Annotated in this window: 21 protein-coding genes; 8 read left to right on the top strand and 13 right to left on the bottom strand. The window is 63.8% G+C overall.

Annotation, left to right across the window (positions count from 1 at the left end; genetic code table 11):
* Positions 1–4: 4 nt before the first annotated feature.
* Entirely contained in the window at positions 5–841 is an 837-nt protein-coding gene (locus tag C0606_09730; GenBank protein ID PLX38472.1) for a pyrroline-5-carboxylate reductase, read from the top strand.
* Between the two features lie 208 nt (positions 842–1,049).
* Here the strand turns inward: C0606_09730 and C0606_09725 are convergent, their stop codons facing one another.
* A complete protein-coding gene (locus C0606_09725) occupies positions 1,050–1,931 on the bottom strand; it encodes a branched-chain amino acid aminotransferase (GenBank protein ID PLX38471.1) in 882 nt (293 codons plus the stop codon).
* Between the two features lie 218 nt (positions 1,932–2,149).
* Between C0606_09725 and C0606_09720 the strand changes: the two genes are divergently transcribed.
* The 3 genes from C0606_09720 to C0606_09710 are packed head-to-tail and all read left to right on the top strand — an operon-like array spanning position 2,150 to position 4,873.
* Complete coding sequence (locus C0606_09720; protein ID PLX38470.1) at positions 2,150–2,686, top strand: MarR family transcriptional regulator; 537 nt, start codon at positions 2,150–2,152, stop codon at positions 2,684–2,686.
* A 47-nt stretch (positions 2,687–2,733) separates the two neighbouring features.
* Positions 2,734–3,459 carry a DNA-binding response regulator gene (locus C0606_09715; protein ID PLX38469.1) on the top strand — a complete coding sequence of 242 codons (726 nt, stop codon included), beginning with the start codon at positions 2,734–2,736 and terminating at the stop codon, positions 3,457–3,459.
* A gap of 10 nt (positions 3,460–3,469) precedes the next feature.
* Positions 3,470–4,873 carry a two-component sensor histidine kinase gene (locus tag C0606_09710; GenBank protein ID PLX38468.1) on the top strand — a complete coding sequence of 468 codons (1,404 nt, stop codon included), beginning with the start codon at positions 3,470–3,472 and terminating at the stop codon, positions 4,871–4,873.
* A gap of 23 nt (positions 4,874–4,896) precedes the next feature.
* Here C0606_09710 and C0606_09705 read toward each other — a convergent pair whose 3' ends face one another.
* From C0606_09705 to C0606_09690, 4 genes are all read right to left on the bottom strand, one after another.
* Positions 4,897–5,259, bottom strand: a complete 363-nt coding sequence (locus C0606_09705; protein PLX38467.1) for a tRNA-binding protein — start codon at positions 5,257–5,259, stop codon at positions 4,897–4,899.
* Positions 5,256–5,756 (bottom strand): dehydratase, encoded by a 501-nt coding sequence (locus C0606_09700; GenBank protein PLX38466.1) that lies wholly within the window; start codon positions 5,754–5,756, stop codon positions 5,256–5,258. The genes C0606_09705 and C0606_09700 overlap by 4 nt, the downstream gene beginning before the upstream one ends.
* Complete coding sequence (locus C0606_09695; GenBank protein ID PLX38778.1) at positions 5,753–6,235, bottom strand: hypothetical protein; 483 nt, start codon at positions 6,233–6,235, stop codon at positions 5,753–5,755. Before C0606_09695 ends, C0606_09700 begins: the two co-directional genes overlap by 4 nt.
* A gap of 159 nt (positions 6,236–6,394) precedes the next feature.
* A complete protein-coding gene (locus tag C0606_09690) occupies positions 6,395–7,984 on the bottom strand; it encodes a hypothetical protein (protein ID PLX38465.1) in 1,590 nt (529 codons plus the stop codon).
* A 530-nt stretch (positions 7,985–8,514) separates the two neighbouring features.
* On the opposite strand from C0606_09690, the gene C0606_09685 reads away from it, so the two are divergent.
* Both C0606_09685 and C0606_09680 read left to right on the top strand, forming a co-directional pair.
* Positions 8,515–9,906, top strand: coding sequence for a chemotaxis protein (locus C0606_09685; protein PLX38464.1), 1,392 nt, complete (start codon positions 8,515–8,517; stop codon positions 9,904–9,906).
* 150 nt (positions 9,907–10,056) lie between these two features.
* The gene (locus C0606_09680) at positions 10,057–12,378 is read left to right on the top strand and encodes a nitrate sensor protein (GenBank protein ID PLX38463.1); all 2,322 of its coding nucleotides are present in this window, start codon (positions 10,057–10,059) and stop codon (positions 12,376–12,378) included.
* A 106-nt stretch (positions 12,379–12,484) separates the two neighbouring features.
* On the opposite strand, the gene C0606_09675 is transcribed toward C0606_09680, so the two are convergent.
* The 3 genes from C0606_09675 to C0606_09665 are packed head-to-tail and all read right to left on the bottom strand — an operon-like array spanning position 12,485 to position 14,992.
* Positions 12,485–13,582, bottom strand: coding sequence for a redox-regulated ATPase YchF (locus tag C0606_09675; GenBank protein ID PLX38462.1), 1,098 nt, complete (start codon positions 13,580–13,582; stop codon positions 12,485–12,487).
* Positions 13,583–13,585: 3 nt separating this feature from the next.
* Complete coding sequence (locus tag C0606_09670; GenBank protein ID PLX38461.1) at positions 13,586–14,323, bottom strand: aminoacyl-tRNA hydrolase; 738 nt, start codon at positions 14,321–14,323, stop codon at positions 13,586–13,588.
* A gap of 33 nt (positions 14,324–14,356) precedes the next feature.
* The gene (locus C0606_09665; protein ID PLX38460.1) at positions 14,357–14,992 is read right to left on the bottom strand and encodes a 50S ribosomal protein L25; all 636 of its coding nucleotides are present in this window, start codon (positions 14,990–14,992) and stop codon (positions 14,357–14,359) included.
* 540 nt (positions 14,993–15,532) lie between these two features.
* Here C0606_09665 and C0606_09660 point away from each other — a divergent pair.
* Complete coding sequence (locus C0606_09660) at positions 15,533–17,545, top strand: methyl-accepting chemotaxis protein (protein ID PLX38459.1); 2,013 nt, start codon at positions 15,533–15,535, stop codon at positions 17,543–17,545.
* Between the two features lie 350 nt (positions 17,546–17,895).
* Positions 17,896–20,217: a nitrate sensor protein gene (locus C0606_09655; GenBank protein PLX38458.1), complete on the top strand. Its 2,322-nt coding sequence runs from the start codon at positions 17,896–17,898 to the stop codon at positions 20,215–20,217.
* A 92-nt stretch (positions 20,218–20,309) separates the two neighbouring features.
* Here C0606_09655 and C0606_09650 read toward each other — a convergent pair whose 3' ends face one another.
* The 5 genes from C0606_09650 to C0606_09630 form a co-directional block, all read right to left on the bottom strand.
* Positions 20,310–21,242: a phosphoribosylpyrophosphate synthetase gene (locus C0606_09650; GenBank protein ID PLX38457.1), complete on the bottom strand. Its 933-nt coding sequence runs from the start codon at positions 21,240–21,242 to the stop codon at positions 20,310–20,312.
* Positions 21,243–21,429: 187 nt separating this feature from the next.
* Positions 21,430–21,825, bottom strand: coding sequence for a hypothetical protein (locus C0606_09645; GenBank protein PLX38456.1), 396 nt, complete (start codon positions 21,823–21,825; stop codon positions 21,430–21,432).
* Between the two features lie 269 nt (positions 21,826–22,094).
* On the bottom strand, positions 22,095–23,246 hold the full coding sequence (locus C0606_09640; GenBank protein ID PLX38455.1) for a Xaa-Pro dipeptidase: 1,152 nt from the start codon (positions 23,244–23,246) through the stop codon (positions 22,095–22,097).
* Positions 23,247–23,278: 32 nt separating this feature from the next.
* On the bottom strand, positions 23,279–24,052 hold the full coding sequence (locus C0606_09635; GenBank protein ID PLX38454.1) for a peptidoglycan editing factor PgeF: 774 nt from the start codon (positions 24,050–24,052) through the stop codon (positions 23,279–23,281).
* Between the two features lie 62 nt (positions 24,053–24,114).
* Positions 24,115–25,200 carry a methyltransferase gene (locus C0606_09630; protein PLX38453.1) on the bottom strand — a complete coding sequence of 362 codons (1,086 nt, stop codon included), beginning with the start codon at positions 25,198–25,200 and terminating at the stop codon, positions 24,115–24,117.
* Positions 25,201–25,209: the final 9 nt, after the last annotated feature.

Raw genomic sequence — 25,209 nt, 5'->3', positions numbered from 1 at the left:
TCCAATGTCCGCATCGCACACCAACGACCTTGCAAAGGCCCTGCCGCTCGTCCTCGTCGGCGCCGGCAAGATGGGCGGTGCGATGCTGGCCGGCTGGCTCGGCAACGGCCTCGATCCGGCCGGCGTCACCATCCTCGACCCGAACCCGGCCCCCGAGATGCAGGCACTGGCCGCCAAAAAAGGCATCGGCCAGGCCGCCGCCGCGCCCGAAGGCCTGACCGCGCGGGTGCTTGTGATCGCCGTCAAGCCGCAGTCGATGGACGCGGTGCTGCCCGCGCTGCGCAGCCTCGTCGGCGGGGAAACCCTCGTCGTCTCGGTCGCCGCCGGCACCACCATCGCAACGCTTGCCGACGGCCTTGGTGGCGGCACCATCGTGCGCGTCATGCCCAATACCCCGGCCCAGGTCGGCCGCGGCATGTCCGTCGCCGTTTCAGCCGGCGATATCTCCGCCGAGGACCGCGCCATCGTCGACGCGCTGATGACCGCCGTCGGCGCCGTCGCCTGGATCGACGACGAGGCCGACATCGACGCCGTCACCGGCGTCTCCGGCTCGGGGCCCGCCTATGTCTTCTACATGGTCGAATGCATGGCGGCTGCCGCCCGCGCCGCCGGCCTCAACGACGAGCTTGCCATGCAGCTCACCCGTCAGACCGTGAGCGGCGCCGGCGAATTGCTGCACCAGTCGGACCTTGATGCCGCAACGCTGCGCAAGAACGTCACCTCGCCCGGCGGCACCACCGCTGAGGGCCTCGCCGTGCTGATGGCCGACGGCGGTCTCGAGGAGCTGATGACCAAAGCCGTCGCCGCCGCCACGCGGCGCTCGCGCGAACTGGCCGGCTGATCACCCTCTACCGTTTTGCCAACAAAAACCCCGCGTCGATGGCGCGGGGTTTTTCATTTCGTTCGAGATCGCGGTGAAGGCGGCTATACCAAGGGTATTGAAAATGACCCTTGGTATTCCGATCATGGATTTCCCATGCCATTGATGCAAATGGGAAATCCACGAGTGACACAATGGGCGGATGCGTCAGCATCTTCGCCCATTGGCATTACTTCCCCGCAGGCTGCACCGCGGCCGCGTAGTCGTCCATCAGCGCCTTGGTGATGTCGCCGACGACGAAGTTGTACGGGCCGATTTCGGAGACCGGCGTCACTTCCGCCGCCGTGCCCGTCAGGAAGCACTGTTCGAAGTCGGTCATTTCTTCCGGCATGATCACCCGCTCGACGACCTCGACGCCGCGCGCCTTGGCAAGGCCGATCACGGTGCGCCGGGTGATGCCGTCGAGGAAGCAGTCAGGCGTCGGGGTATGGATCACGCCATCCTTGACGAAGAACACGTTGGCGCCGGTCGCTTCCGCCACCTGTCCGCGCCAGTCGAGCATCAGCGCATCGGCATAGCCCTTGCCCTCGGCGGCGTGCTTCGACAGCGTGCAGATCATGTAGAGGCCGGCCGCCTTCGACTTCGACGGCGCGGTGCGCGGATCCGGGCGGCGATATTCGGCCATGTCGAGGCGAATGCCCTTCAGCCGCTGCTCGGGATCGAAATAGGACGGCCATTCCCACACCGCGATGGCGCAGTGAATGGTGTTGTGCTGGGCGGACACGCCCATCATCTCGCTGCCGCGCCAGGCGATTGGACGCACATAGGCATCGACCAGACCGTGCCGCTCGATCAGCGCCTCGCAGGCCTCGTTGATGACCGCGCTCGAATAGGGAATGGTGAAGCCGAGCAGTTCGGCCGACGCGTGTAGCCGCTCGGTGTGTTCCTCGAGCTTGAAGATCTTGCCGCCATAGGCGCGCTCGCCTTCGAACACCGCGCTCGCATAATGCAGACCGTGGGTCAGCACGTGCAGCTTCGCGTCTTTCCACGGCACGAACGCGCCGTCATACCAGATCTCGCCGTCACGCTGATCGAACGCAATTCCAGCCATGGGGTTTCTCCACACTAATACTTCGCTATTGTGCCGCAGCGGCGTCGTTCATTTGCGCCGGCTCGCGGGTTTTGCGTCTCAACAAAAGTGCCGATATCTTGCCTGATCGTCGGCGGCGTGTTCGAAGGGGTGAATGAACTCCCCGAGCACGGCAACCACGGACTGATCATTTCGTTGAAGCCGCAGTACCGGTAACAATCGAACGGAAATGTGTCAATATGGCTGACATAAATACCCGGCAGGCGGAAAAACCCTCCCGAAACGCGTCTTCCGCCGCCGCGCCGACCCAGGCAAGCGAAGCCGAAACGCCGCCCTATGATCTGATCGAATTGCTGTTCTTCGCCTATCGCGACTTTACCCGCGATCCCGACGACATCCTTGCCGAATACGGCTTCGGACGCGCCCATCACCGGGTACTGCATTTCGTCAACCGCAATCCCGGCATGCGGGTGACCGAACTTCTCGATATCCTGCGCATCACCAAGCAGAGCCTCGGCCGCGTTCTCAAGCAGCTCGTCGACACCGGTTACATCGAGCAGCGCCCGGGCCGGGCCGACCGCCGCCAGCGCCTGCTTTATGCCACCGAAAAGGGCCGCTCGCTGGCGCTGCGCCTCGCCGAACCGCAATCCCGCCGCATTCACGACGCATTGCGGGAACTGCCGCCGGGAAGCCGCGACGTCGCCCGCGATTTCCTGCTTCACCTCATCAATCCCGGCGACCGCGACGAAGCGGGTTCGCGGGCCGGAAAGCTCTAGACCGCCCCGACCCATGCAGATCCGCCGGCCTCGAACGGCCATCGCACATGACGGTGAGGGAGACCGATCCGGTGACAGACACGCTACCCGACGACGCTCCGCATTTGCTGGTGGTTGATGACGACCGTCGCATTCGCGATCTGCTGTCGCGCTATCTCGGCACCAACGGCTACCGGGTGACGGTTGCGGCCTCCGCCGCCGACGCCCGCCGCAAGCTGTCGGGACTGAGTTTCGACATGCTCATCCTCGACGTGATGATGCCCGACGAAACCGGCTTCGAACTTGCCGCCTCGCTGAAGGACAATCTCGAGGCACCGATCCTCTTCCTGACCGCCAAATCCGACCCCGAGGACCGCATCCAGGGGCTCGAACTCGGCGGCGGCGACTATCTCGGCAAACCCTTCGAGCCGCGCGAACTGCTGTTGCGCATCGGCAATCTCCTGCGCCGCGGCACCCTTCGCGCCCCGGCCGCCAGCGGCCGCGAAATCCGTTTCGGCCCCTTCACCTTCCAGGTCGAGCGGCTCGAACTGAAACAGGGCGACCGCCCGGTGCGCCTGACCGACCGCGAGCGGCAATTGCTGAAGATCTTCGCCGAAAGCCCCGGCGAGACCATCGCCCGCCATCTGCTCGTCGGCGAGGACGGCAACCTTGGCGAACGCACCGCCGACGTGCAGATCAACCGGCTGCGCCGCAAGATCGAGCCCGACCCGGCCAACCCGGTCTATCTGCAGACCGTGCGCGGCATCGGCTATCGCCTGATGGCCGACGAATAGGGCGGCGTTCATGGGCGGGGCGAACGGCGACAGCACGACGACAGACCGGCACCCGCTCCGCCGGCTCCTGTCGTTCATCACCCTGCCCTATCGCAGCCTTGCCCGCCTGCTCCACGACCTCATGCCGCGCGGTCTCTACGGCCGGGCGCTGTTGATCATCCTCACCCCGATCGTGCTGCTGCAATCGGTCATCGCCTTCGTCTTCATGGAACGCCACTGGCAGACGGTGACCAACCGCCTGTCGCAGGCAACGACCCGCGACATCGCCGCCATCATCTCCGTCATCGAGACCTATCCGCATGGCGACGACTATGCCGAGGTCATCGAGATCGCCCGCCGCGACCTCGAACTGGCGGTCAGCATCCTGCCCGGCGAGCCGCTGCCGCCGCCGGCGCCGAAGCCGTTCTTCTCGCTGCTCGACCGGGCGCTCAGCGGAGAGATCTCCCAGCGCATCGGCAAGCCGTTCTGGATCGACACGGTCGGCCGCTCGGATCTGGTCGAGATCCGCATCCAGCTTACCGATGTGGTGTTGCGCGTCTTCGCCCGCCGCTCGCAGACCTACGCGTCCAATTCGCATATCTTCGTTGTCTGGATGCTCGGCTCTTCGCTCGTCCTCGTCGGCGTCGCCGTGCTGTTCCTGCGCAACCAGATCCGCCCGATCCAGCGACTTGCCGATGCCGCCGAGAGTTTCGGCCGCGGCCACCCGGTCGCCGATCTGACACCGCGCGGCTCGCGCGAAATCCGGCTTGCGACCGAAGCCTTCGTCGAAATGAGCCATCGTATCGAGCGTCAGATCGAACAGCGCACCGTGATGCTGGCCGGCGTCAGCCACGACCTCCGCACCATCCTCACCCGCTTCCGCCTCGAACTGGCGCTGATAGGCGAAGGCCCGGAGATCGAGGCGCTGACCCGCGACGTCGACGACATGCAGGCGATGCTGGAAGCCTATCTGACCTTTGCCAAGGGCGACCGCGACGAGGCTCCGCAACCGGTCGATATCGCGCTGATGATCGAGGAGGCCGAAGCCGAGGCCGAGGTCCGCGACGCCGAGACGAAGGTCCGCCTGAGCGGCGACCCGATCGCCACCGTAAAGCCGAACGCCTTCAAGCGGCTGCTGCTCAATCTGGTTTCGAACGCGGCAAGCTACGGCGATCACGTCGAGATCACCGCCGACCACAGCGATCGCTGGCTGACGCTCACCGTCGACGACGACGGCCCGGGCATCCCCGCCGACGAGCGCGAGGCCGTGTTTCGCCCGTTCTACCGGCTCGATACGGCGCGCAATCAGGACCGCATCGGCACCGGCCTCGGTCTGGCGATCGCCCGCGACATCGCCCGCGGCCATGGCGGCGACATCACGCTTGCAGACTCGCCGATCGGCGGCCTGCGCGCCGTCATCCGCATCCCGACCTGATTGCTGGAATTACGCGCGAACGCTCAGAACAACCGGCCGCCGTCCGGCACTTTCAGATCAATGGCAGCAAGCACCACCGCGCCCTCTTCATCGGGAAAGCCGAGCACGAGCACTTCCGACATGAACTTGCCGATCTGGCGCGGCGGGAAATTGACCACCGCCATCACCTGCCGCCCGATCAGCGCATCCGGCGTGTAGTACTTGGTGATCTGCGCCGAACTCTTCTTGATACCGATCTCGGGGCCGAAATCGACGCGCAGCTTGATCGCCGGCTTGCGTGCCTCGGGAAACGGTTCGGCCTCGACGATCGTGCCAGCACGGATATCCACTTTCAGAAAGTCATCGAAGGAGATCGTCTCCGCCGGCGTGTCGTGCGTTCCGCTCATTGTCCGTCCGTCCCGTTTTCATCGTTCCTGCGCACGGGCACGAAAACCCGCGAACGGAAGGTCATGACCGTGATGCCGTCCTGATTGACGGCCTTCGAGTCGAGCGTCAGCAGCCCCCATTCGGACCGCGTCGCCGAGCGCCGCTTGTCGGCAATCGTGCTCGAATAATGGATCATGTCGCCGGCATAGACCGGCCGCGTCCAGCGCAAATTCTCGAAGCCGGGAGACGGCCCGAGCGCCAGCGGCGCCTCGCCGCGCGCTTCCGCCTCCGCCATGCGGGCGCCGATATGGCGTACCATCAGGCTCATCCAGACCGCCGCCGTATGCCAACCGCTCGCGCACAGCCCGCCGAACGGCCCGGCATCGGCCGCCGCCTCATCGAGATGGAACGGTTGTGGATCATAGGCCCCGGCGAAGCGCTTGATGTCGTCTGCGTCAAAGGTGTGCTGCCCGAGATCGATCGCGTGACCGACCTGCGCGTCCTCGTAGGCGATCATTGTGCGGCTTCCCCGTCCTCGATGACATCGCCCGCTGCGGCCCCGGGCCGACGCCCCTGCATCAACGCCGCCTCCATCACCATCAGCACCTCGCCGCCCTCATTGAGCAGCCGGAAGCGTGCATTGACGAACCCGAGATCGTCGCGCGATCGCGATGCCCGCGTCGAAACGACGTCCATTTCGGCGCGCAATGTTCCGGGAAAGATCGGCCGCAGCCAGCGCACCTGCTCGATGCCGCCCGATCCCTTGGAGGCGGTCTCGTTCAGCAGCCCGTCGCACAGCATGCGCATGAGGATGGCGCAGCCATGCCAACCGCTGGCGCACAGCCCGCCGAGCAACGAGGCCTTGCCCGCCGCCTCGTCGAGATGAAACGGCTGGGGGTCGTATTCGCGCGCGAAGGCGACGATCTCGTCCTTGCTCAGCACGTAGCTGCCAATGTCGAAATGCTGCCCTGTGTGAAAATCGTCGAAGGTGCGAATGGTGCTCATGGCGCAGTCTTAGGGCCGTCGGCAGGAGTTGTCACCTGCTTCGCGAGCCACCAAATGCCGCTGCCTCAGCCGGGCCGAAAAGGGGGGGCGGCCGATCCCCGTGTGGAGACCGGCCGCCCTTGATGACGTCGATATGTGCGCCAGCCCGTCCTATTCGGCCGGCACCGCGCCTTTCACCGGCATCGGCACGTTCACGCCATGATAGAAGCCCTTGGCCTCGCGGCCGCCGGCATCGATCTCGGCCTGCAGATCCTCGGTGTTCTTGTAGACGATGCTGCTCGCCGAAGCACCCGTGGTGCGCGCGCCAAGCTTGACGAAGAAGGTCAGCGCGGCGATGAGCACGACCAGCCACAGCACCAGGATCACCTTCTGCCCGGTGACGCTGTCAGGCGAGAACAGTTCGTACCAGTGATAGGTTTCGACCATCAGCGTGGCTTTGAAGAACGCCTTGTGGGCATCGTAGAACAGGGTGAAGGGCAGATAGCCGATGGCAAAGCCCATGAAGCCGACCCAGGTGTTCAGATAGCCAAGGCCGATCCGCATGTAGGAGCGGATCTCGCAGCCGATCAGCATGACCGCGCCGGCGCCAAGGAACAGACCGCCGATCAGATTGCCGGCGGTGGTCTGGTACTTGATGTCGCCCGAGAATTTCGGGCCGATGTCGAACAGCACCCACATCACCACGATGAAGGAAAGCATGACCACCCACGAGGCGGTGATGCCGATCAGCGGCAGATAGGAGCGCATCAGCGTGCGGGTGATGCGCGGAACGCCGATCGCCGCAAACCGGGAATCGTTGTTCTTCATCGTCTGGCCGACTTCCGCCGAAACCAGCGCGCATTCGGTACCGAAGCCGCTCTTGGCCATGCCGAAGCCGCCGATGATGCCGGCGATCAGCGTCAGCAGGAAGTAGAACCAGCCGCGTTCGGCGATCGACTTGCCGAACGCCATCAGGTCGCCGTTCTTCATGTGCTGCAGGCTTTCGGGATTGAACAGACCGCCGAAAACCGCAACGCCGAACATCGACACCGCAAACAGTAGCGAGATCCAGTAGATCACGCGACGCATCGGATTGTAGCCGGCCCGGTAGGTCAGCGACTCTCCGGCATCGTTGGCCTTGGCATAGGCCAGCGTCTCCTGATGCTTGAAGTAGGACGCCATGCCGGTTTTCGACAACAGCATGAAGGCGAGCGCGCCGCCGATCGCCATGAAAATGACGGTGACGAAGGAATGGATGTTCATCAGCGGAATACCGCCGAGCAGATGGTTCAGCGTGCAGCCGCCGGAAAGCCGGGTGCCGTAGCTGAACAGCATGCCGCCGAAGAACGAGATCACCAGCACCTTGGTTGGATAGTACGCCCAGGTGCGGCTTTCCCGCTCGACGCGCGCCACAAGCCAGCCACCGATTGCCATGCCGACGATCGGCCAGCCAACGCCGGGCACGAACGCGCCGCCCGAGGCGACACCGTCGACCGAATGCCCGTAGAGCTGGAAATCGGGCAGCGCGAAGAGATTGTAGAACGCCAGTTCGAGCCCGCGAAACATCTTGCCGAGATCGGTGGTCACCGTGATCGGCGTCCAGCCGGCCGACTTGCCGTCGAGGATCTTCGGCAGCGCGAGTCCGAGCATATAGATGATCTGGGCCACACCGAATGCGACACCGGCCCAGAAGAACGACCATTGGGCGGTCAGCGCCCGTTTAAATAGGGAGGGTTTTTCACCACTCATGACAAGCTCCATAACGTCTGGAGCAGCCCTTTTGCGGCATATCCATCGGGTACGACGCGAGGACCGCAACCAATTTGAAACTGAGCGAGTGTGATCGCAAGAAATCGAAAGCGACCTTGAACGAAATCAAAACCTTCCGCGGCATATAGTAGCAAATGCTAATGTAGTATCTACTAATTTACGGAATGCCCGCCTGCGCGCCCCCTGCGCGCCGTCGCCGAACGCCCATGCCGGATCGGCCCTCATTCCGCGCGGCGAGCCGGTTCCGCTGCGCGCACCCTCGACAATCCGGCGAAGGGTCGGGCGGGCTGGAAACCGGGATCGCTCCGTTCTGGCGCAACCCTTACCGCCACGACGCCGCGCCCCGCAGAAATGTGCCATCGAATTAGGCAGGCCTGCCCGGATCATGTGCATTAACTCATTGTTCATACTTTTGAAATTTGGAAACAATCAAAAATAATTTTGCTAATCATTTTACGACAAGCGCAACATTCCTTTAAGGAATATCCCGGATAACCGGAGACGGTCCATGCCGAAAATTTATGCAAAAAAACGGCCGATTATTTCGAAACCGGGAATCAAAAATGTCGAACGTTGAAACGCTGCGGAACCGCCTGAATTATTACCAGCTCGATGAAGAAACCTGCGCAACGCTGCGGGAATCCAAGGCCGTCATTCTCGAAATGATGCCGCCCGTTCTCGACAAGTTCTACGAACACGTCGCCCGTTTCCCGGAAACCGCGAGATACTTCCGCGACGAGGCGCATATGCGCCATGCCAAGGAAATGCAGGTCCGCCATTGGGGCATCATCGCCAACGGCACGTTCGACGAGTCCTATGCGAAATCCGCCAACATTATTGGCGAAACCCATTACCGCATCGAACTGAACACGCATTGTTATATCGGCGGCTACAGCTTTCTGATCTCGGCGATCAACGAGGAGATCATGAAGCGCGCGCGCTCCGGTATGTTCGGCAAGGACAACCGCGAGAAGCTCGCCAAGCTGCAGGCCGCGATCACCCGCGCCGCGCTGCTCGACATGGACATCGTCATCGACATTTACCTGCAGGCCGCCGAGCGCAAGCGCCACGAAACGCTTGAAACGCTGGCCAGCACCTTCGACTCCAAGGTCAGCGGCATCGTCTCCTCGGTCTATGCGACCGCGCAGCAGCTTCAGGGCGCCTCGCGCAACCTGACCTCGTCGGCGGAAGAAACCTCCGCCAAGTCGGCAACCGTCTCCTCGGCGTCGGAACTGGCCACCGCCAACGTCCAGACCGTGGCAAGCGCCACCGAGGAACTCGCCGCCTCGGTGCAGGAGATCGCGCGTCAGATCGCCGATTCTCATCGCATGTCCGAGGAAGCGGTGAAGGAAGCCGAGGAAACCAATTCGACGGTTCAGTCGCTGTCCTCGACCGCCCAGACCGTCGGCGAGATCGTCAACCTGATCAACGACATTGCCGACCAGACCAATCTTCTGGCGCTGAACGCGACCATCGAGGCAGCCCGCGCCGGCGAGGCCGGCAAGGGCTTCGCCGTCGTCGCCTCCGAGGTCAAGGCGCTCGCCAACCAGACCGCCAAGGCAACCTCCGACATCTCCGCGCAGATCAACGCGATCCAGGGCGCGACCGACCTCGCCGTCGGCGCCATCCACCGCATCGCCGAGATGATCAAGAACATGAACCACGTCACCACCGCGATCGCCTCGGCGGTCGAGGAACAGGACGCGGCCACCCAGGAAATCGCCCGCAACGTCAACGAGGCCTCGGAAGGCACCCGCACCGTCGCCGAGAGCATTATCGGCGTGACCCGCGCGACCCAGGATGCCGAAAGCGAATCGACCAACGTGCACACCGCGGCCACCGAACTCGCCGGCCAGTCCGAGGTTCTGCAGGCCGAAGTGACCCGCTTCATCGACGTCATCCGCGCCGCCTGATTTTCTGCGCCGAAAGGCCGCACAAACGAGCCCCCTGCCGCCATCCGCAGCAGGGGGTTTTTGCGTTTTCCGTAACGTTCAGTAAAGAGTATATGATCTACCGTTTTTCCATGGCACCTACTGCAAGCCAATGAAAAAACTGGAAAAGTCATGTTCTCCACGGTCCGCGCCCAAATCATCGCACTTGCCCTCGTTCCACTAATCGGACTTCTCGGTTTCAGCGGTTTCACACTGCACGAACGCTACGATGCCTATCGGCAACTGACCGTCATGGAGCCGCTCACCGACATTGCCGGCGGCATCGAATCCGTCATCCACGAATTGCAGAAGGAGCGCGGCACCAGCGTCGGCCTGATATCGAGCGGCTACAGCGCCGAAAACGGCAAACGCCTGGCATCCATCCGCACGCTTTCCGACGACGCCATCGCCGCGCTCGATACGGCATTCACCGCGTTCGCCGCAGAGCAGACGATCCTTTCAGCGGAGTTCACCGACGCCCGCGTCAGGCTCGGTGCGATCGGCCAGATCCGCGGCGACATCGACGCAAAACGGCAGGGCACGCCGGCCGAGGCGGTCGCCAACACCGTCAAGCGCTACACCGCGACGATTGAAGTTCTTGCCCGTCTGATCGGCCGCATCATCGAATCAAGCCCGTCGGAGGCGGCAACCGTCGAACTCATGCCGTTCTTCGAGCTGGTTCAGGCCAAGGAGGCCGGCGGGCTGGAACGGGCGACGGGCGCGGCCCTTCTCAACACCACCGCGACGGGCGATCTGCCGTTTCCGATCTATCTGAAGTATCTTGGCAAGCTCGGCGAGGAAGAGGCGTTTCTGCTGCAGTTCAGGCGCCTCGCCAGCCCGCAGCAATCGCAGATGCTTGCGGATACCGTGACCGGTCCCGCCGTCGACAAGGTCAAGGCATGGCGCGAAGTACTGCGCAACCTGCCGCGCGCGCAGGCCCCGGCCGAGCTGACCGGCGACCTGTGGTTCGCCACCGCGACCGAGCGCCTCGATCTGATCAAGGCCACGTCGGATTCCCTGCTTGACCGGGCGCTGACCGCGACCCGCGCCGAAGCAACCGGCGAGCGCAACGAAATCCTCGTTCTTGCCGCCGTCACCACGCTCACGCTGCTGCTCACGATCATCGTCATCGTCAAGGAAGTCCGTTCGCTGACCGGCCGGCTCCGCGCGATCACGAAAAGCCTTGCCAGCATCGCCGACGGTCGCCTCGAAACGACCCTGCCGATGCTGGAACGCGGCGACGAGCTCGGCGATCTTGCCCGCGCCGGTCAGGTCTTCCTGAACAATGCCAAACGGCGCAACGAGCTGGAAATGCATGCGTTGACCGAACGCGACCGGGAGCGTCAGCGCCAGTCCCGTCTGGAATCGATCATTGCCGGGTTCCGCTCCCATGTTTCGGAGGTGCTCGCACGGGTCGGCAGCGACTCGGAGAAAATGACGCAAAGCGCCAAACGTCTCGACAGCGCCGCCACTTTGGCGACCGGCCAGGCCGCGGGCGCCCGCGACGCGGCTTCGAACTCGTCCAACAACGTCCAGTCGGTTGCCGCCGCGGCCGAGGAAATGACGGCATCGATCCACGAAATCGCGATCCAGTCGAACCGCGCAAGCGATATCGTCGAAGAAGCGACACGGATCGCGGAGACGACCAACGCCGACGTCTCGGGTCTCGTCGAAGCCGCCACCAATATCGGCCGTGTCGTCGACATGATCCGCGACATCGCCGAACAAACCAACCTGCTCGCGCTCAATGCAACCATTGAGGCCGCGCGCGCCGGCGACGCCGGACGCGGCTTTGCCGTGGTCGCCTCGGAGGTCAAGACACTGTCCAGCCAAACCGCCAAGGCGACCGAGGAAATCGCCACCCAGATTGACGGCGTTCAGGCTCTGACCCAGACCGCCGTCACCTCCATCCAGCGCATTGCCGCCTCGATCGACCGGGTCAACGAGGTGACCGTCGCGATTGCCTCTGCGGTCGAGGAACAGAACACGGCAACGACGGAAATCACCCAGAGCATCACCTATGCCTCCGACGACACGATCCGGGTCGCCGACAATGTGCAGCAGGTTACCGACTCGATCGCCGAGACCAATCACGAGGCGGATCTGGTCCACTCGGTCGCCGACGAGTTGCTGACCGTCGTCGAAAAGCTCTCGACCACCGTCGAGCACTTCCTCGACGATGTCTCGCAGGACTTCGTCGAGCACCGGTCCGCCCAGCGCGAGCCGACAAAACGCCAGTCCGTCAAGCTGCGCATCGACGGGCAGACCATCGAGGCCCTGCTGACCGACCGCACGACGGACGGCTTCGGCGTCGATATCAATGTCCCGCTCGAAGCCGGCACGGCCGTTACGGTCACCGATCCGGCGGGCATGCAGCATGCGGCAACCGTCGCCTGGTACCATGAAGGCCATGCCGGGCTGGCGCTACGATCGCACGCGGCATTTGCGGCGTAAAGCAGACGCCACTCCGGCGATGAGACAAAAATGGCGGCAGACCCCCGGGGCCTGCCGCCATGTTTCGCTGCAGCCCGTCGCCCTGAAAAGGCGACCGCAGCAACGCTCAGACGTTGAACTTGAACAACATCACGTCGCCATCGTTGACGACGTATTCCTTGCCTTCGTCACGCGCCTTGCCGGCTTCCTTGGCGCCCTGCTCGCCCTTGCACGCGACGAAGTCGTCGAAGGCGATCGTCTGGGCACGGATGAAGCCCTTCTCGAAGTCGGTATGGATGACACCCGCCGCCTGCGGCGCCCTGGCACCCTTGAAGACCGTCCAGGCCCGCGCTTCCTTCGGACCGGCGGTGAAGAAGGTGATCAGGTGCAACAGCGCGTAGCCGGCGCGGATCAGCTTGTCGAGACCCGGTTCCTCGAGCTCCAGCGTCTCCAGGAACTCGCCCTGTTCCGACGGTGAGAGCTGTGCGATCTCGGCCTCGATCGCAGCCGAAATCACCACCGCCTCGGCGCCATCCGCCTTGGCCTTTTCCATCACCTTGTCGGAAAACTCGTTGCCGGTCGCAGCCGATCCCTCATCCACATTGCAGACATAGAGGACCGGCTTCGAGGTCAGCAGGTTGAGCATTTCGAAGGACTTCTGGTCCTCCTTGTCGACCTCGAGCAGGCGTGCCGGCTTGCCGTCTTTCAACAGCGCCAGCGCGCCCTCCATCACCGGCAGCAGCGCCTTGGCGTCCTTGTCGCCGGTGGCCGCCTTCTTGCGCAGCGGCACGACGCGGCGCTCAAGGCTCTCCAGATCGGCGAGCATCAGCTCGGTCTCGATCGTGTCGGCATCGGCCAGCGGATCGACCCGGCCCTCGACATGGGTGATGTCGTCATCCTCGAAGCAGCGCAGCACCTGGATGATGGCGTCGACCTCGCGGATGTTGGCAAGGAACTGGTTGCCGAGCCCCTCACCCTTCGAGGCGCCGCGCACCAGGCCGGCGATATCGACGAAGGTGATGCGCGTCGGCACGATGTTGGCCGAACCGGCGAACTCGGCGATCCGGTCGAGCCGCGTATCCGGCACCGCCACTTCGCCGGTGTTCGGCTCGATGGTGCAGAACGGATAGTTGGCCGCCTGCGCCGCCGCCGTCTTGGTCAGCGCGTTGAACAAGGTCGACTTGCCGACATTCGGCAGTCCGACGATCCCGCATTTGAATCCCATGGGTCAGGTCTTTCGTTTTGGAAACAGCCGCGCGAGCGCTTCGGCCAGCGGACCGCCATGTGCGGCTTTTACCGGCGCCTCGGAGCCACTCTCCGCCTCCGGCGCGGCATCGCCCTGTTTCTCGGCAGCGGGTTCCGCCGCCGGCTTTTTCTTCTTCGGCGTCGTCGCCTTTTCCGGCGTCACCGCCAGATGAACCTTGTTGGCAAAGGTCGAGTCCTTGCCGTCGCCGAGCAGGTCGGCGTACTGGCCGACCGCATCGAGCAGCGGCTCCAGCCAGTCCGCATCGACCTTGGCGAAATCCGACAGCACATAGTGGTGCACCATCGCCTTGTTGCCGGGATGCCCGATGCCGAGCCGCATGCGCCGGTAGCCGTCGCCGATATGTGCTGAAATCGAGCGCAGGCCGTTGTGACCGCCATGCCCGCCACCGCTCTTCATGCGGATCTTGGCCGCCGGCAGATCGAGTTCGTCGTGCAGCACGACGACATCGCCCGGCTCCAGCTTGTAGAACCGCACGGCTTCGCCGACCGAGCGGCCGGACTCGTTCATGAAGGTCTGGGGCTTGATAAGGAGGGCTTTCTCGCCGCCGAGCGTACCGTCGGCGATATCGGCCTGAAATTTCCGCCGCCACGGTCCGAAACCGTGGCGGCGGTGAATGGCGTCAACCGCCATGAAGCCGATGTTGTGGCGGTTATGCGCGTATTTCGCGCCGGGATTGCCGAGGCCCACGACAAGAAGCATGGCTCTGATCCCGTGTTGTCGCCAAAGCGCCGATTATTCCTCTTCGGAAGTCTCGGTTGCTGCGGCTTCCGCTTCCTCGCCTTCGTCGCCCGTCTCCTTGAGAACGGCCGGCGCGGCAATCGTGGCGACGGTGAAGTCGCGGTCGGTGATCGTCGTCACCACGTTTTCCGGCAGCTTGATCGCGGAAATATGGATCGAGTCGCCGATGTCGCTACCGGTCAGGTCGACGATCAGCGCATCCGGGATCGCGTCGTACGGGCAATCCAGTTCGACCGAGTGGCGCACGATGTTGAGCACGCCGCCGCGCTTGATGCCCGGCGAGGCTTCTTCGTTCTCGAAGTGCACCGGAACTTCGACGGTGATGCGCGCGCCCTTCGAAACCCGCAGGAAGTCGATATGCACGAGGAAGTCGCGCACCGGGTCGAGCTGATAGTCGCGCGGCAGCACGGAAATGGATTCGCCGTCCACCTCGATGTTCGCAACACTGGTCAGGAAGCCGCCGGCATGCAGCTTCAGGAACATTTCCTTGGTGTCCACTGCGATCGGCAGCGGCGGCTTCTTGTCGCCATAGATAACGGCGGGTGTTTTGCTTTCACGACGCAACGCACGAGCGGCCCCCTTGCCAACCCGGTCGCGCTTCGTGGCCACAATGGTATAGGTCTCGGCCATGAAACTCTCTCCTGATAGGGAAGCACCGTCGGCCCGGTATGGCCGCTGAAAGGTGCTCCGATAGGTCAAAAACGATCGCCGGGTTCAAGGTCGGCTGGAGTATTCCGACATCCGGCGGATCGGCATCAAAAAAGGCGGCTCAACGCACGCCTTCAACCGGCGCCCCCTCCAGGGGTGCGGACGCCGTGGCAGGCTTATAAGGGAACTTGGTCGATCAAACAAGCCGTTCGGCGCGGCAAACCGCCGGAAACGCGGGGAGCAGCCGGGGTTTCGATCCGCCGCCCGCATCCCGCATCCGCCGGCACGCGACGCAGGACCGTTGCAAGCTCACGCCTGCGACAATGGCACGCAATCCGCATTATTACTCGAAGCACATGGCTTTAACCAATTATTACCCGAATTAATCAGATCGTACTGAAGCAATGGGCGGTCATGTGAAGAAATTCCTCTGACCGCCATAGTTTTAAAGGCTCTATTCTTACCCGGCTAACCTTGAGTCAGCGCGCACAGCGGCCGGGAAGAAAGACGCAGGAGCGCCTTATGCATTTCTTCAAAGACGCAAGGATTTCCGCCAAGATATTCGGCGGCTTCGGCATCGTACTGCTGCTGCTGATCGTGATCAGCCTGACAGGCGGGCTCAACCTGAACAACGGCAACACCGATTTCAAACGCTATCGGGCGATCGCACTGCAGACCAATCAGGCTGGCGAGGTGCAGGCGAACCTTCTCGAGGCCCGGCTTGCCGCAATGAAGTTCATGCAGGAAGGTTCGCAGGACGCGGTCACAGCGGTTACCGAACGCGGCGAGACGACACTCAAACTCGCCGAAGCACTTTCCGCAATGGTCAACAGCCCGGAAAAGAAGGCGATCGTCGCCAACGCTGAAGAGGAACTCGGCGAGTACCTCAAGGCCTTCGATCAGCTGACCAAGCTTCGTGCCGAGCGCACCGAACTCGTGAAGACGGGCCTGAACAAGATCGGCCCCGGTATCGTCAAGACGCTCAACGGCATCATGTCCGGCGCCGAGGCGCGAGGCGACATGACAACCGCCTTCCACACGGCCGAAGTGCTGCAAAGCCTGATGATCATGCGCCTCCACATCAGCCGCTTCATCCGCGAAAACGACCCGGACGTGCACGCGAAAGTACTCAAGGAAGAAGAAGCCGCAACCAAACACATCGAAGATCTCGGCGAAAAGCTCCAGAATCCGGAAGACCAGCAAGCCCTGAACAAGGTCGACATGCTGCTTGCCTCCTACTTCCAGACCTATGAAAGCGTGTACACCTCGGTCGTCGAGGAAAACACCATCTACCACGGCACGCTCTCGACGATCGGTCCGAAGATCGCCGCGGAGATGGAAGAGCTCAAGCTCGCCATCAAACAAGAACAGGATACGCTTGGCCCGCAGGCAAGCGCAGCGATGGAGAACGCGGTCTATATCACCGCCGGTGCCGCCGGGATCAGCCTTGTGCTCGGCATTCTGGCCGCATGGCTGATCGGAGCCGGCATCTCCGGGCCGGTCCAGATGATCACCAGAGCAATGAAAACGCTCGCCGGCGGCGACAAGAGCACCGCGATACCCGGCCTCGACCGCAAGGACGAGATCGGCGCCATGGCAAGCGCGGTTCAGGTGTTCAAGGAAAACATGATCAAGGCCGACGAGATGGCCGAGCGCGAAACCCGCGAAGCGGGCATTCGCGATGCGCGGGCAAAGCGTATCGAAGCGCTGACGTCGGATTTCGATTCGGGCGTCTCCGAACTGCTCAGCGCCGTCGCCAGCGCCTCCACCGAAATGGAAAACACCGCCAGTTCGATGTCGACGATTGCCAACGACACCAACCACCGGGCAACGACGGTTGCCAGCGCCGCCGAGGAAGCCTCGACCAACGTTCAGACGGTCGCTTCGGCAACAGAGGAACTGACCGGATCGATCCACGAGATCAGCCGGCAGGTCAGCCAGTCGGCCGAAATCGCCGGCCGCGCGGTCACCCAGGCCGAGCAGACCGACGGTCAGGTGCGCGGCCTGGCCGATGCCGCCCAGCGCATCGGCGAGGTGGTCAGCCTGATCTCCGCCATCGCCGAACAGACCAATCTGCTGGCGCTGAACGCCACCATCGAGGCCGCCCGCGCGGGCGAGGCGGGAAGGGGCTTCGCCGTCGTCGCCTCCGAGGTCAAGAACCTGGCCACCCAGACCGCCAAGGCGACCGAGGAAATCAGCCAGCAGGTCGGCAGCATCCAGTCGGAAACCCTTGAAGCCGTGACCGCGATCCAGTCGATCGGCACCATCATCAAGGAAGTCAACGACATCGCCGCGGGCATCGCCGCCGCCGTCGAGGAGCAGAGCGCGGCGACCGGTGAGATCGCCCGCAATGTCGAGCAGGCATCGATCGGAACGCAGGAGGTTTCGACCAACATCGTTGAGGTCACCCATGCGGCGAGTGAAACCGGCGCGGCGGCCTCGCAGGTCACCAGCGTCGCCGGCGACCTCAACATGAAGGCCGACGAACTGAAGGCGAAGGTGGAGCGGTTCCTCGCGGACGTGCGCGCCGCCTGACCCCCGTCATCACGACAGACAATGAACGGCGCTTGCAGGACACCTGCAGGCGCCGTTTTCGTTTCAGGTGCGCCAGGACACATTCGCCGAGTTGACCGATGCCGCCTCAAACCCGCCGCGCACCCCGCAATTACGTAGAGGAAGTTTCGTAAGAAACAGTGCGCATACGTATTTATTTCCGAATACACAGTCAAATACCCCCAAAATTTCGGGGGTCACACTACGAAAAGAGAATAAATTCATGCAAACAATTGGGAATACTTGCACGAAACACGGAGTTTAAGAAATGGGTAACCGAACGGGGAGATTCTAGACGCAAAGCATAGAGGCCTCCAGAGACCGGTACAAAGATGTTGAACTCGATCCGCAGACAAATCCTGTTGCTTGCCATCATCCCGCTCCTTGCAATCGTAATCTCGAACGTGATCGCACTCGGGCAGAAAAACGCCGAACTGAACCGGCTTTCGGATCTCGCACCGCTGGCACAGCTTGCCGGGCTCGCCGAAAAGGTCATCCACGAATTGCAGAAGGAACGCGGCCTTACCGGCATCGTCATCGCCACCGGCTACGCCGATGCACCCGTCGCCAAGGTTGCCGCGCAACGCGAGCTCTCCAACGTGGAACTCGCCGCGATCAAGGAATTCGGCGCCACGCTGACGCTCGCCAATCCGCGCCTGCAGGAAGACGTCGAGAACACGCTCGCCGATCTCGGCGGCATAGACGCCCATCGGTCCGCCGTCGATGGACGCAATGTTGCCGGTGGCGCCAATCTGGCGTTCTATTCCGCCCGGATCCGCCATCTGCTTCATCTCGTCAACGTAGTTGCCGAAACGGCCGGCGCCGAGAGCGTCGTCGCCGAGATGCTCCCCTTCATCTCGCTGACCGAAGCCAAGGAAGCCGGCGGCCTGGAGCGCGCCATCGGTGCCAAGCTGTTCACCTCTGCCGCCGCCGGCGAGTTCGACTTCCCGCTGTTCCTGAAATATCACGACCGGCTCGCCGCCGAGTCCGCCTTTCTGACCGGTTTTCGCAGCGCCGCCAAGGCGGAGCAGGTCGTGCTCTACGACAAAACCGTACAGGGCGCCGACGTCGATCAGGTCATGGCCTGGCGCGACGTGCTTGCCAAGCTGCCCGAGACCCGCGACGGCAAGGGCATCGACGGTTCGGTCTGGTTTGCCGCCGCAACCAAGCGCCTCAACCTGATCCGCAATGCCTCACTTGGCTTGCTGGAGCGCGCCGAGGCCGAAATCCAGTCGCTGATCTCCGCCGCCCGCACCGACATGGCCTGGATCATCGGCGAAGTCATTGCCATCGTCGCGATCACACTGGCAATTGTCGCCTGGCAGGTCCGCAGCATCATCTGCGCCCTGCGCACCCTGCGCAACAACCTCACCCTGATCGCCCAGGACCGCACCGACACCGTCATCCCCATGACCGAGCGTCCGGACGAGATCGGTGACCTTGCCCGCGCCGGTCTTGTCTTCCAGGAAAACGCCCGCCGCCGCGCCGTGCTGGAGGAAGGCGCCGACAAGGAACGCGAGAAGGAGGGGCTGCGTCAGCACCATGTCGAGAAGATCATCGCCGGGTTCCGCCGCATGATCGAAGAGGTCAGTGCCGCGGTCGACGACAAGACCAACGGCCTCACCCAGAGCGCCGAACGCATGACCGAAATCTCGGCGATGGCGTCCGACGCCAGCGACACCGCCCACTCGGCATCGGATTCGACCGCCGACAACGTCCAGACGGTCGCCGCCGCCGCCGAAGAACTCGCGAGCGCCATCAACGAAATCCTCAACCACTCGGATCGCGCGACGTCGATCATTTCCTCCGCGACCAAGGTCGCTGAAGAAACCGACGCCAACGTCTCGAGCCTCGCCCAGGCCGCCGAGAAGATCGGCGCGGTGGTCGAGATCATCCGCGACATCGCCGAGCAGACCAATCTGCTCGCGCTGAACGCCACCATCGAGGCCGCACGGGCCGGCGAAGCCGGGCGCGGCTTCTCCGTCGTCGCCTCCGAGGTCAAGGAGCTGTCCGACCAGACCGCCAAGGCAACCGAAGAGATCGCCAACCAGATCAACGCCGTTCAGGGCCTGACGGAAAACGCGGTCAACTCGATCCGCAATATCTCCAGCTCGATCGGCGATGTCCGCGACGTCACCACCGCGATCACCGTTGCCGTCAACGAGCAAAGCACGGCGACCCGCGAAATCAGCGAAAGCATCGTGCGCGCGGCGAGCGGTGCCGAACAGGCCTCGTCCAACGTGGCCAGTGTCAGCGACGCCATCCGCCAGACGCTCGAGGAAGCGCGCTCCGTCGACGGAATGTCGCGCGACGTGAAGGCGGTTGCCGAAAAACTTTCGAAGACGGTCGAGGACTTCCTCTCCGACATGACCCGCGATGTCGAGGAACGCCGCCGGGCATTGCGGCGCAGCGCCGGCGACGAGCCGGCCCGCCTGACCGCCGGAGACAACGTCTACGACGTCGCCATCACCGACACCTCCGACGAGGGAGTCGGGCTGCGTCCGGTCCCCGGGCTCGCCCCGGGCCTCAACGTCACGCTGGAACGCGAGAACGGCAACCTCTATCGCGCTACCGTGGTGTGGAACAACGAGCGCGGAGTCGGCCTTGGCAGCCTGAAATTCGTGCAGACGGCCGCGTCGAAAAACGCCGCCTGATCACACCGGGCGAACAACAAAAAACGGCGCCTGCGGGTCTCTCGCAGGCGCCGTTTTTGTTCGGGCACCGGACGCGAGGTCCGGCCGGCAGATCAATCGAACAGGCTCGATACCGACTGCTCGTGCGCCGTGCGGTTGATCGCCTCCGCGATCAGCGGCGCGATCGACAGCACGCGGATATTGGGCGCCGCCTCGATCGCCGCCGTTGACTGGATCGAGTTCGAGATCACCAGCTCCTTCAGCTTGGAAGCCGTGATCCGCGCCACCGCGCCACCCGACAACACGCCATGGGTGATGTAGGCGGTGACCGATTCCGCGCCCTTGTTCAGAAGCGCGTCGGCGGCGTTGCACAGCGTGCCGCCGGAATCGACGATGTCGTCGATCAGAATGCAGTCGCGTCCGTTGACGTCGCCAATGATGTTCATGACCTCCGACTCGCCCGGCCGCTCGCGCCGCTTGTCGACGATGGCCAGCTGCGCGTCGATCCGCTTGGCGAGCGCGCGGGCGCGCACCACGCCGCCGACATCCGGCGACACGACCATCAGGTTCGCACAGTTGTAGCGCTCCTTGATGTCGCGGGTAATCACGGGCGCGGCATAGAGGTTGTCGGTCGGAATATCGAAGAAGCCCTGGATCTGACCGGCATGCAGGTCGATGGTCAGCACCCGGTCGGCACCGGCGCGCGTGATCAGATTGGCCACCAGCTTGGCCGAGATCGGCGTGCGCGGCCCCTGCTTGCGATCCTGACGGGCGTAGCCGAAATAGGGCAGCACCGCCGTGATCCGCCGCGCCGAGGCCCGCCGCAGCGCGTCGATGATGATCAGCAGTTCCATCAGATGGTCGTTGGCCGGATAACTCGTCGACTGGACCACGAAGACATCCTCACCGCGGACGTTTTCCATGATCTCGACATAGATTTCCTGATCGGCGAACCGCCGAACGTGGCACTTCGAAAGGGGCACCTCGAGATAGGCGGAGATTTCCTCGGCCAACGCGCGGTTGGAGTTTCCGGCGACGATCTTCATGGGGCTACGCGTCTCTTGCTGAAGGGGTTCGGATCCAAAACAGGGAAGAGCGACCGGCCACGGCAACCAGAGCCCGCCCCGCGCGGCGTCCCGGTATTAGCAACGACGCACGGCGTGCACAATAGCACGCCGCGATTTCCCATGAAGCTCGGTTACCGGCGCCCGCGGCGTGGCCCGCTGGACGGCATCAGCGCCCGAGCCAGGCCTTGAGCGCGAGAACGGCGCGCGTCGCGATGTTTGCCAGCACCGCATCGTCGACATTTGCCCACGGGTCGCCGCGCGAGCCGTCGGCCGTCTCCTGACCGCTGAAACGGTAGAGCCGCTGCTCGCCGGAAAACACGTCAAACACATAGGCAACCGTGGTGTAACCATCGCTGCCGGCCGCCGTCAGATAGCCGCGCACCCGATAGGTCGCCTCCGCGTCGAGCCGGCGAACGAGGTTCAGCCCCTCGATCTTGGCCTTCTCGCCGATCGAGCGGGACAGCTCGTCAGCGGTATTGCCCGGCACGCCGACAAAAGGCTCGAAGGCAAACGTCGCATCCGCCGCCGACACGCTCGGCCGCACGGTGACCGGCCGGTTCATGCCCGACAGACCCGCCGGGCTCGGCGTTCAGCCGCCCGAACAACTGGCCGCCAGCAATCCCAGGGAGACGACGGCAAGCACGATCCCCGCCGCGCGCCGCGCACGCGACCGGTGCAAGCCAAGCTGTGCCGTGAATTCCGTCATGTCCCGTCCTTCCACAACGCCCGCGATGCCGAAAACCTACGGCAATTTCGGACCGGCCCCGCTTTTCTTCTAGCCAATATAGGTTGCCAAATCCACAAAGCCGCCGCGCCGGGCGGCCTCTGCCCCTATCGCACGGTCAGATCGAGATCGAGACGCGACAGCGGTTCCGGCGCGCCCTCGCCGGTCAGATAGGTACGGCCGAGCGTCATCGCCGTACCGCTGTCGGAATCCGCCAGGATCATGTGCGTGAACAGCGTCATGTTCGGCTCGATCGGCGTCTTGTTATCGCGATAGAACATCGGCGCATCCATCCACGACGGCGCGTAGCGCGCGCCAAGCGAATAGCCGCAGGCATTGAGCCGGTGCGCCGCCAGCCCACGCTGATCGAACACCCGCGCATGCGCCTCGAAGACATCGCCGAACGTGTTGCCCGGCCGCATGGCACCTTCCACCTCGGCGAGCGCGGCGACCGCCGCTTCGTGCAGTTCGAGGTGACGGTCGGTCGGGTCGCCGATGATGACGGTGCGCATCAAGGCGGCATGGTAGCGCCGATAGGCGCCGGCGAATTCGAGCGTGATCTGGTCGCTGGCCGACAGCGATCGCCGTCCCGATTTCGACCGGCACAACAACGCGTCCGGTCCAGAGCCGATGATGAATTCGTTGCCGGAATAGTCGCCGCCGCCGACAAACACGGCGCTCTGCATCGCCGCAAGAATGCGGCCCTCGTCGCCGCCTTCGCGGATTTCGGCAAGGCCGGCTTCGTACGCGTTGTCGGCAAGGCGCGCGGCCTCGCGGGCATAGGTGACTTCCGCCGGCGACTTGATCGTGCGCAACGTGGGGATCAGGTCGGACGCGTCCGTCAGCTTCGCGAAACTCGCCAAACCCGTATCGAGCAGGCGGCCATTATGCGCCGTCAGCCCGTGCGTGTTGTATTCGACGCCGAGGGTTTCGCCGAGCAGGTCGAGCTCGTGCAGCACGTCCTTCAGGCTGTCGACCGGATTGGCGCTGCCGCGATCCGACCACACCCGGATATCGGCGATGTTGGAGGTGTGCTGCGCCTGGCGCAGATCCGGCGCCCGGGTCACCAGCACGTGCTTGCCGTCGCGGCGCACCACCAGACACTGGAAGAAACAGAAGCCGAAACTGTCGAAGCCGGTGAGCCAGTACATGCTCTCCTGAGCAAAGACGAGCAACGCATCGAGACCGCGCTCGGCCATCTCTGCCTCGACCTTTGCACGGCGTGCGGCGAATTCCTCTGGCGAAAAATGCAGTGCCATCTGTGCCTCCTGAAAATGATGTTTGAAAAAGTCTATCGCGTCTCGTCATTGAGAGCGATGGCCGAGGCAAGCCTGCCATAGTCCGCCTCACCGCGATGCGTCATGCGGCGGTAGGAGAAGAAGCGTGCCTCGTCACCATAGGTGCACAGGCCAAGGCTCGATCCCTGAACGCCCACATTGGTCAGCCGGTCGACGATGTAACGCGGCAGATCGAACAGGCTGCGGCCCTGTTGCTCGCCGCGCTTGAAGTAGCGCAGATTGAGCGGGCTCTCGGCAAGGAACCGGTCGAGGAACTCCGTCCCGACCTCATAAGCCGGTCCAGAGATCGTCGGCCCGAGCACGGCAACGATGCGCGCCCGTTTGGCGCCAAGACTTTCCATCGCCTCGATGGTCGCTTCAAGCACCCCGCCGACCGCACCGCGCCAGCCGGCATGCGCCGCACCGACGACGCGCGCCTTTTCATCGGCAAAGAGCACCGGTCCGCAATCCGCCGTGGTCACCCCGATGGCAAGACCGGGCGTTGCCGTCACCACCGCATCCGCCTTTGGCTTCTCACCCTCGGCCCACGGAGCATCGACGACCGCGACATCGGGCGAATGCACCTGATTGGGCATCACCAGCCGTTCGGCCTCGACACCGAGCGCGGCTGCCACGCGGCGCCGGTTTTCCGCAACATTCGCCGGCTCGTCGTTCGAGGCAAGGCCGATATTGAGACTGCCATAAAGCCCCTCGGACACGCCGCCATCGCGGGTGAAGAAGCCGTGCCGGACGCCGGCAAGCGCGGCCAGTTCGGATGCGGTGATCAAATCGGTTCTCCCCTCGCGCGGGTTACGCAAAGCCTGCCGTCCCGCGCGCTTCTTTCAGGCGACTAGCCGCCAAACGGCTGCAGCGCAAGACCGGGCCGCGAAACGGCCATGACCTTGAACAGCGTGCCCATCTGCTCGCTGCCGGCAAGCCGCTCGACTTCGGCGCGCAGCTTGTTCTGCACTTCTTCCTCCTGTTTCGCGCCGAGCGAACCGGCACGCTCCAGCAACCCGAGGCGAAGCAGGAACTCGCCCTGCACCAGCGGTCCGTGCACGGCGGCACCGGCGGCTTCCGCCGCCCGCTTCAGCGCGCCGAAATCCACATGCGCGGTGAGGTCCACCTCGCCCGGCTTTTCCAGCGGATCGGCGTATTCATGCTCGCCAACCGCCTGCAGCGTGTTGCCCGGCGCGCTTTCCGCGTGGCCATAGTCGATGATCAGCGCAAGGCCGCCATGGGCGACGATGCGCGCGGCGATCTGCTGCATGATGGCCGTCCCCGCCGGGCGCGTCTCGATGACGCTGCCCTCGCCGACCGGACCGCGCAGCGGCGGCACATCTGCGGCATCGAGTGTGCCGGCACCGAGCCCGAAGGCCAGTTCGCCCTCATCATCGAAGCCGACGACCCGTTCCCGCCAGACACCGTCGCGCATCTCGTACTGATGGATCGGCAGCGCATCGAAGAACTCGTTGGCGACCAGCACCAGCGGCCCGTCCGGGACGTCGTCAAAATTCTCGTGCCAGCGCGGCGGAATCGGCGCGCCGTCGAGCGTGCGCTGCTGCATCTCCTTCAGCGCCGGGCTCATCTCGACCATGTGCACGTCGGCGGCGTTGATGAAATCCGGGCGCAGCGAGGCGGCGCGCAGAAAGTCGGCCATTAGCGTACCACGGCCGGGTCCCAGCTCCACCACATTGACCGGCGACGGGCTGTCGATGGCCAGCCAGTTGGTGACGCTCCACAGGCCGATCAGCTCGCCGAACATCTGGCTCACTTCCGGCGCGGTGACGAAATCGCCCTCCTTGCCGAACGGATCGCCGCTCATGTAGTAGCCCTCCTCCGGATCGCCGAGACAGATCGCCATATATGCGGCAATCGACATCGGCCCGGCGGCGCGGATCTGGGTACTGATACGAACGCTGAGCGGTGCGGACATTTTGGGAAG

The organism is Hyphomicrobiales bacterium (assembly GCA_002869065.1).
Taxonomy (GTDB): Bacteria; Pseudomonadota; Alphaproteobacteria; order Rhizobiales; family Rhodobiaceae; genus Rhodobium.
Note: the sequence above shows the minus strand (reverse complement) of the source record. Positions and strands in the feature narration are given on the sequence as shown.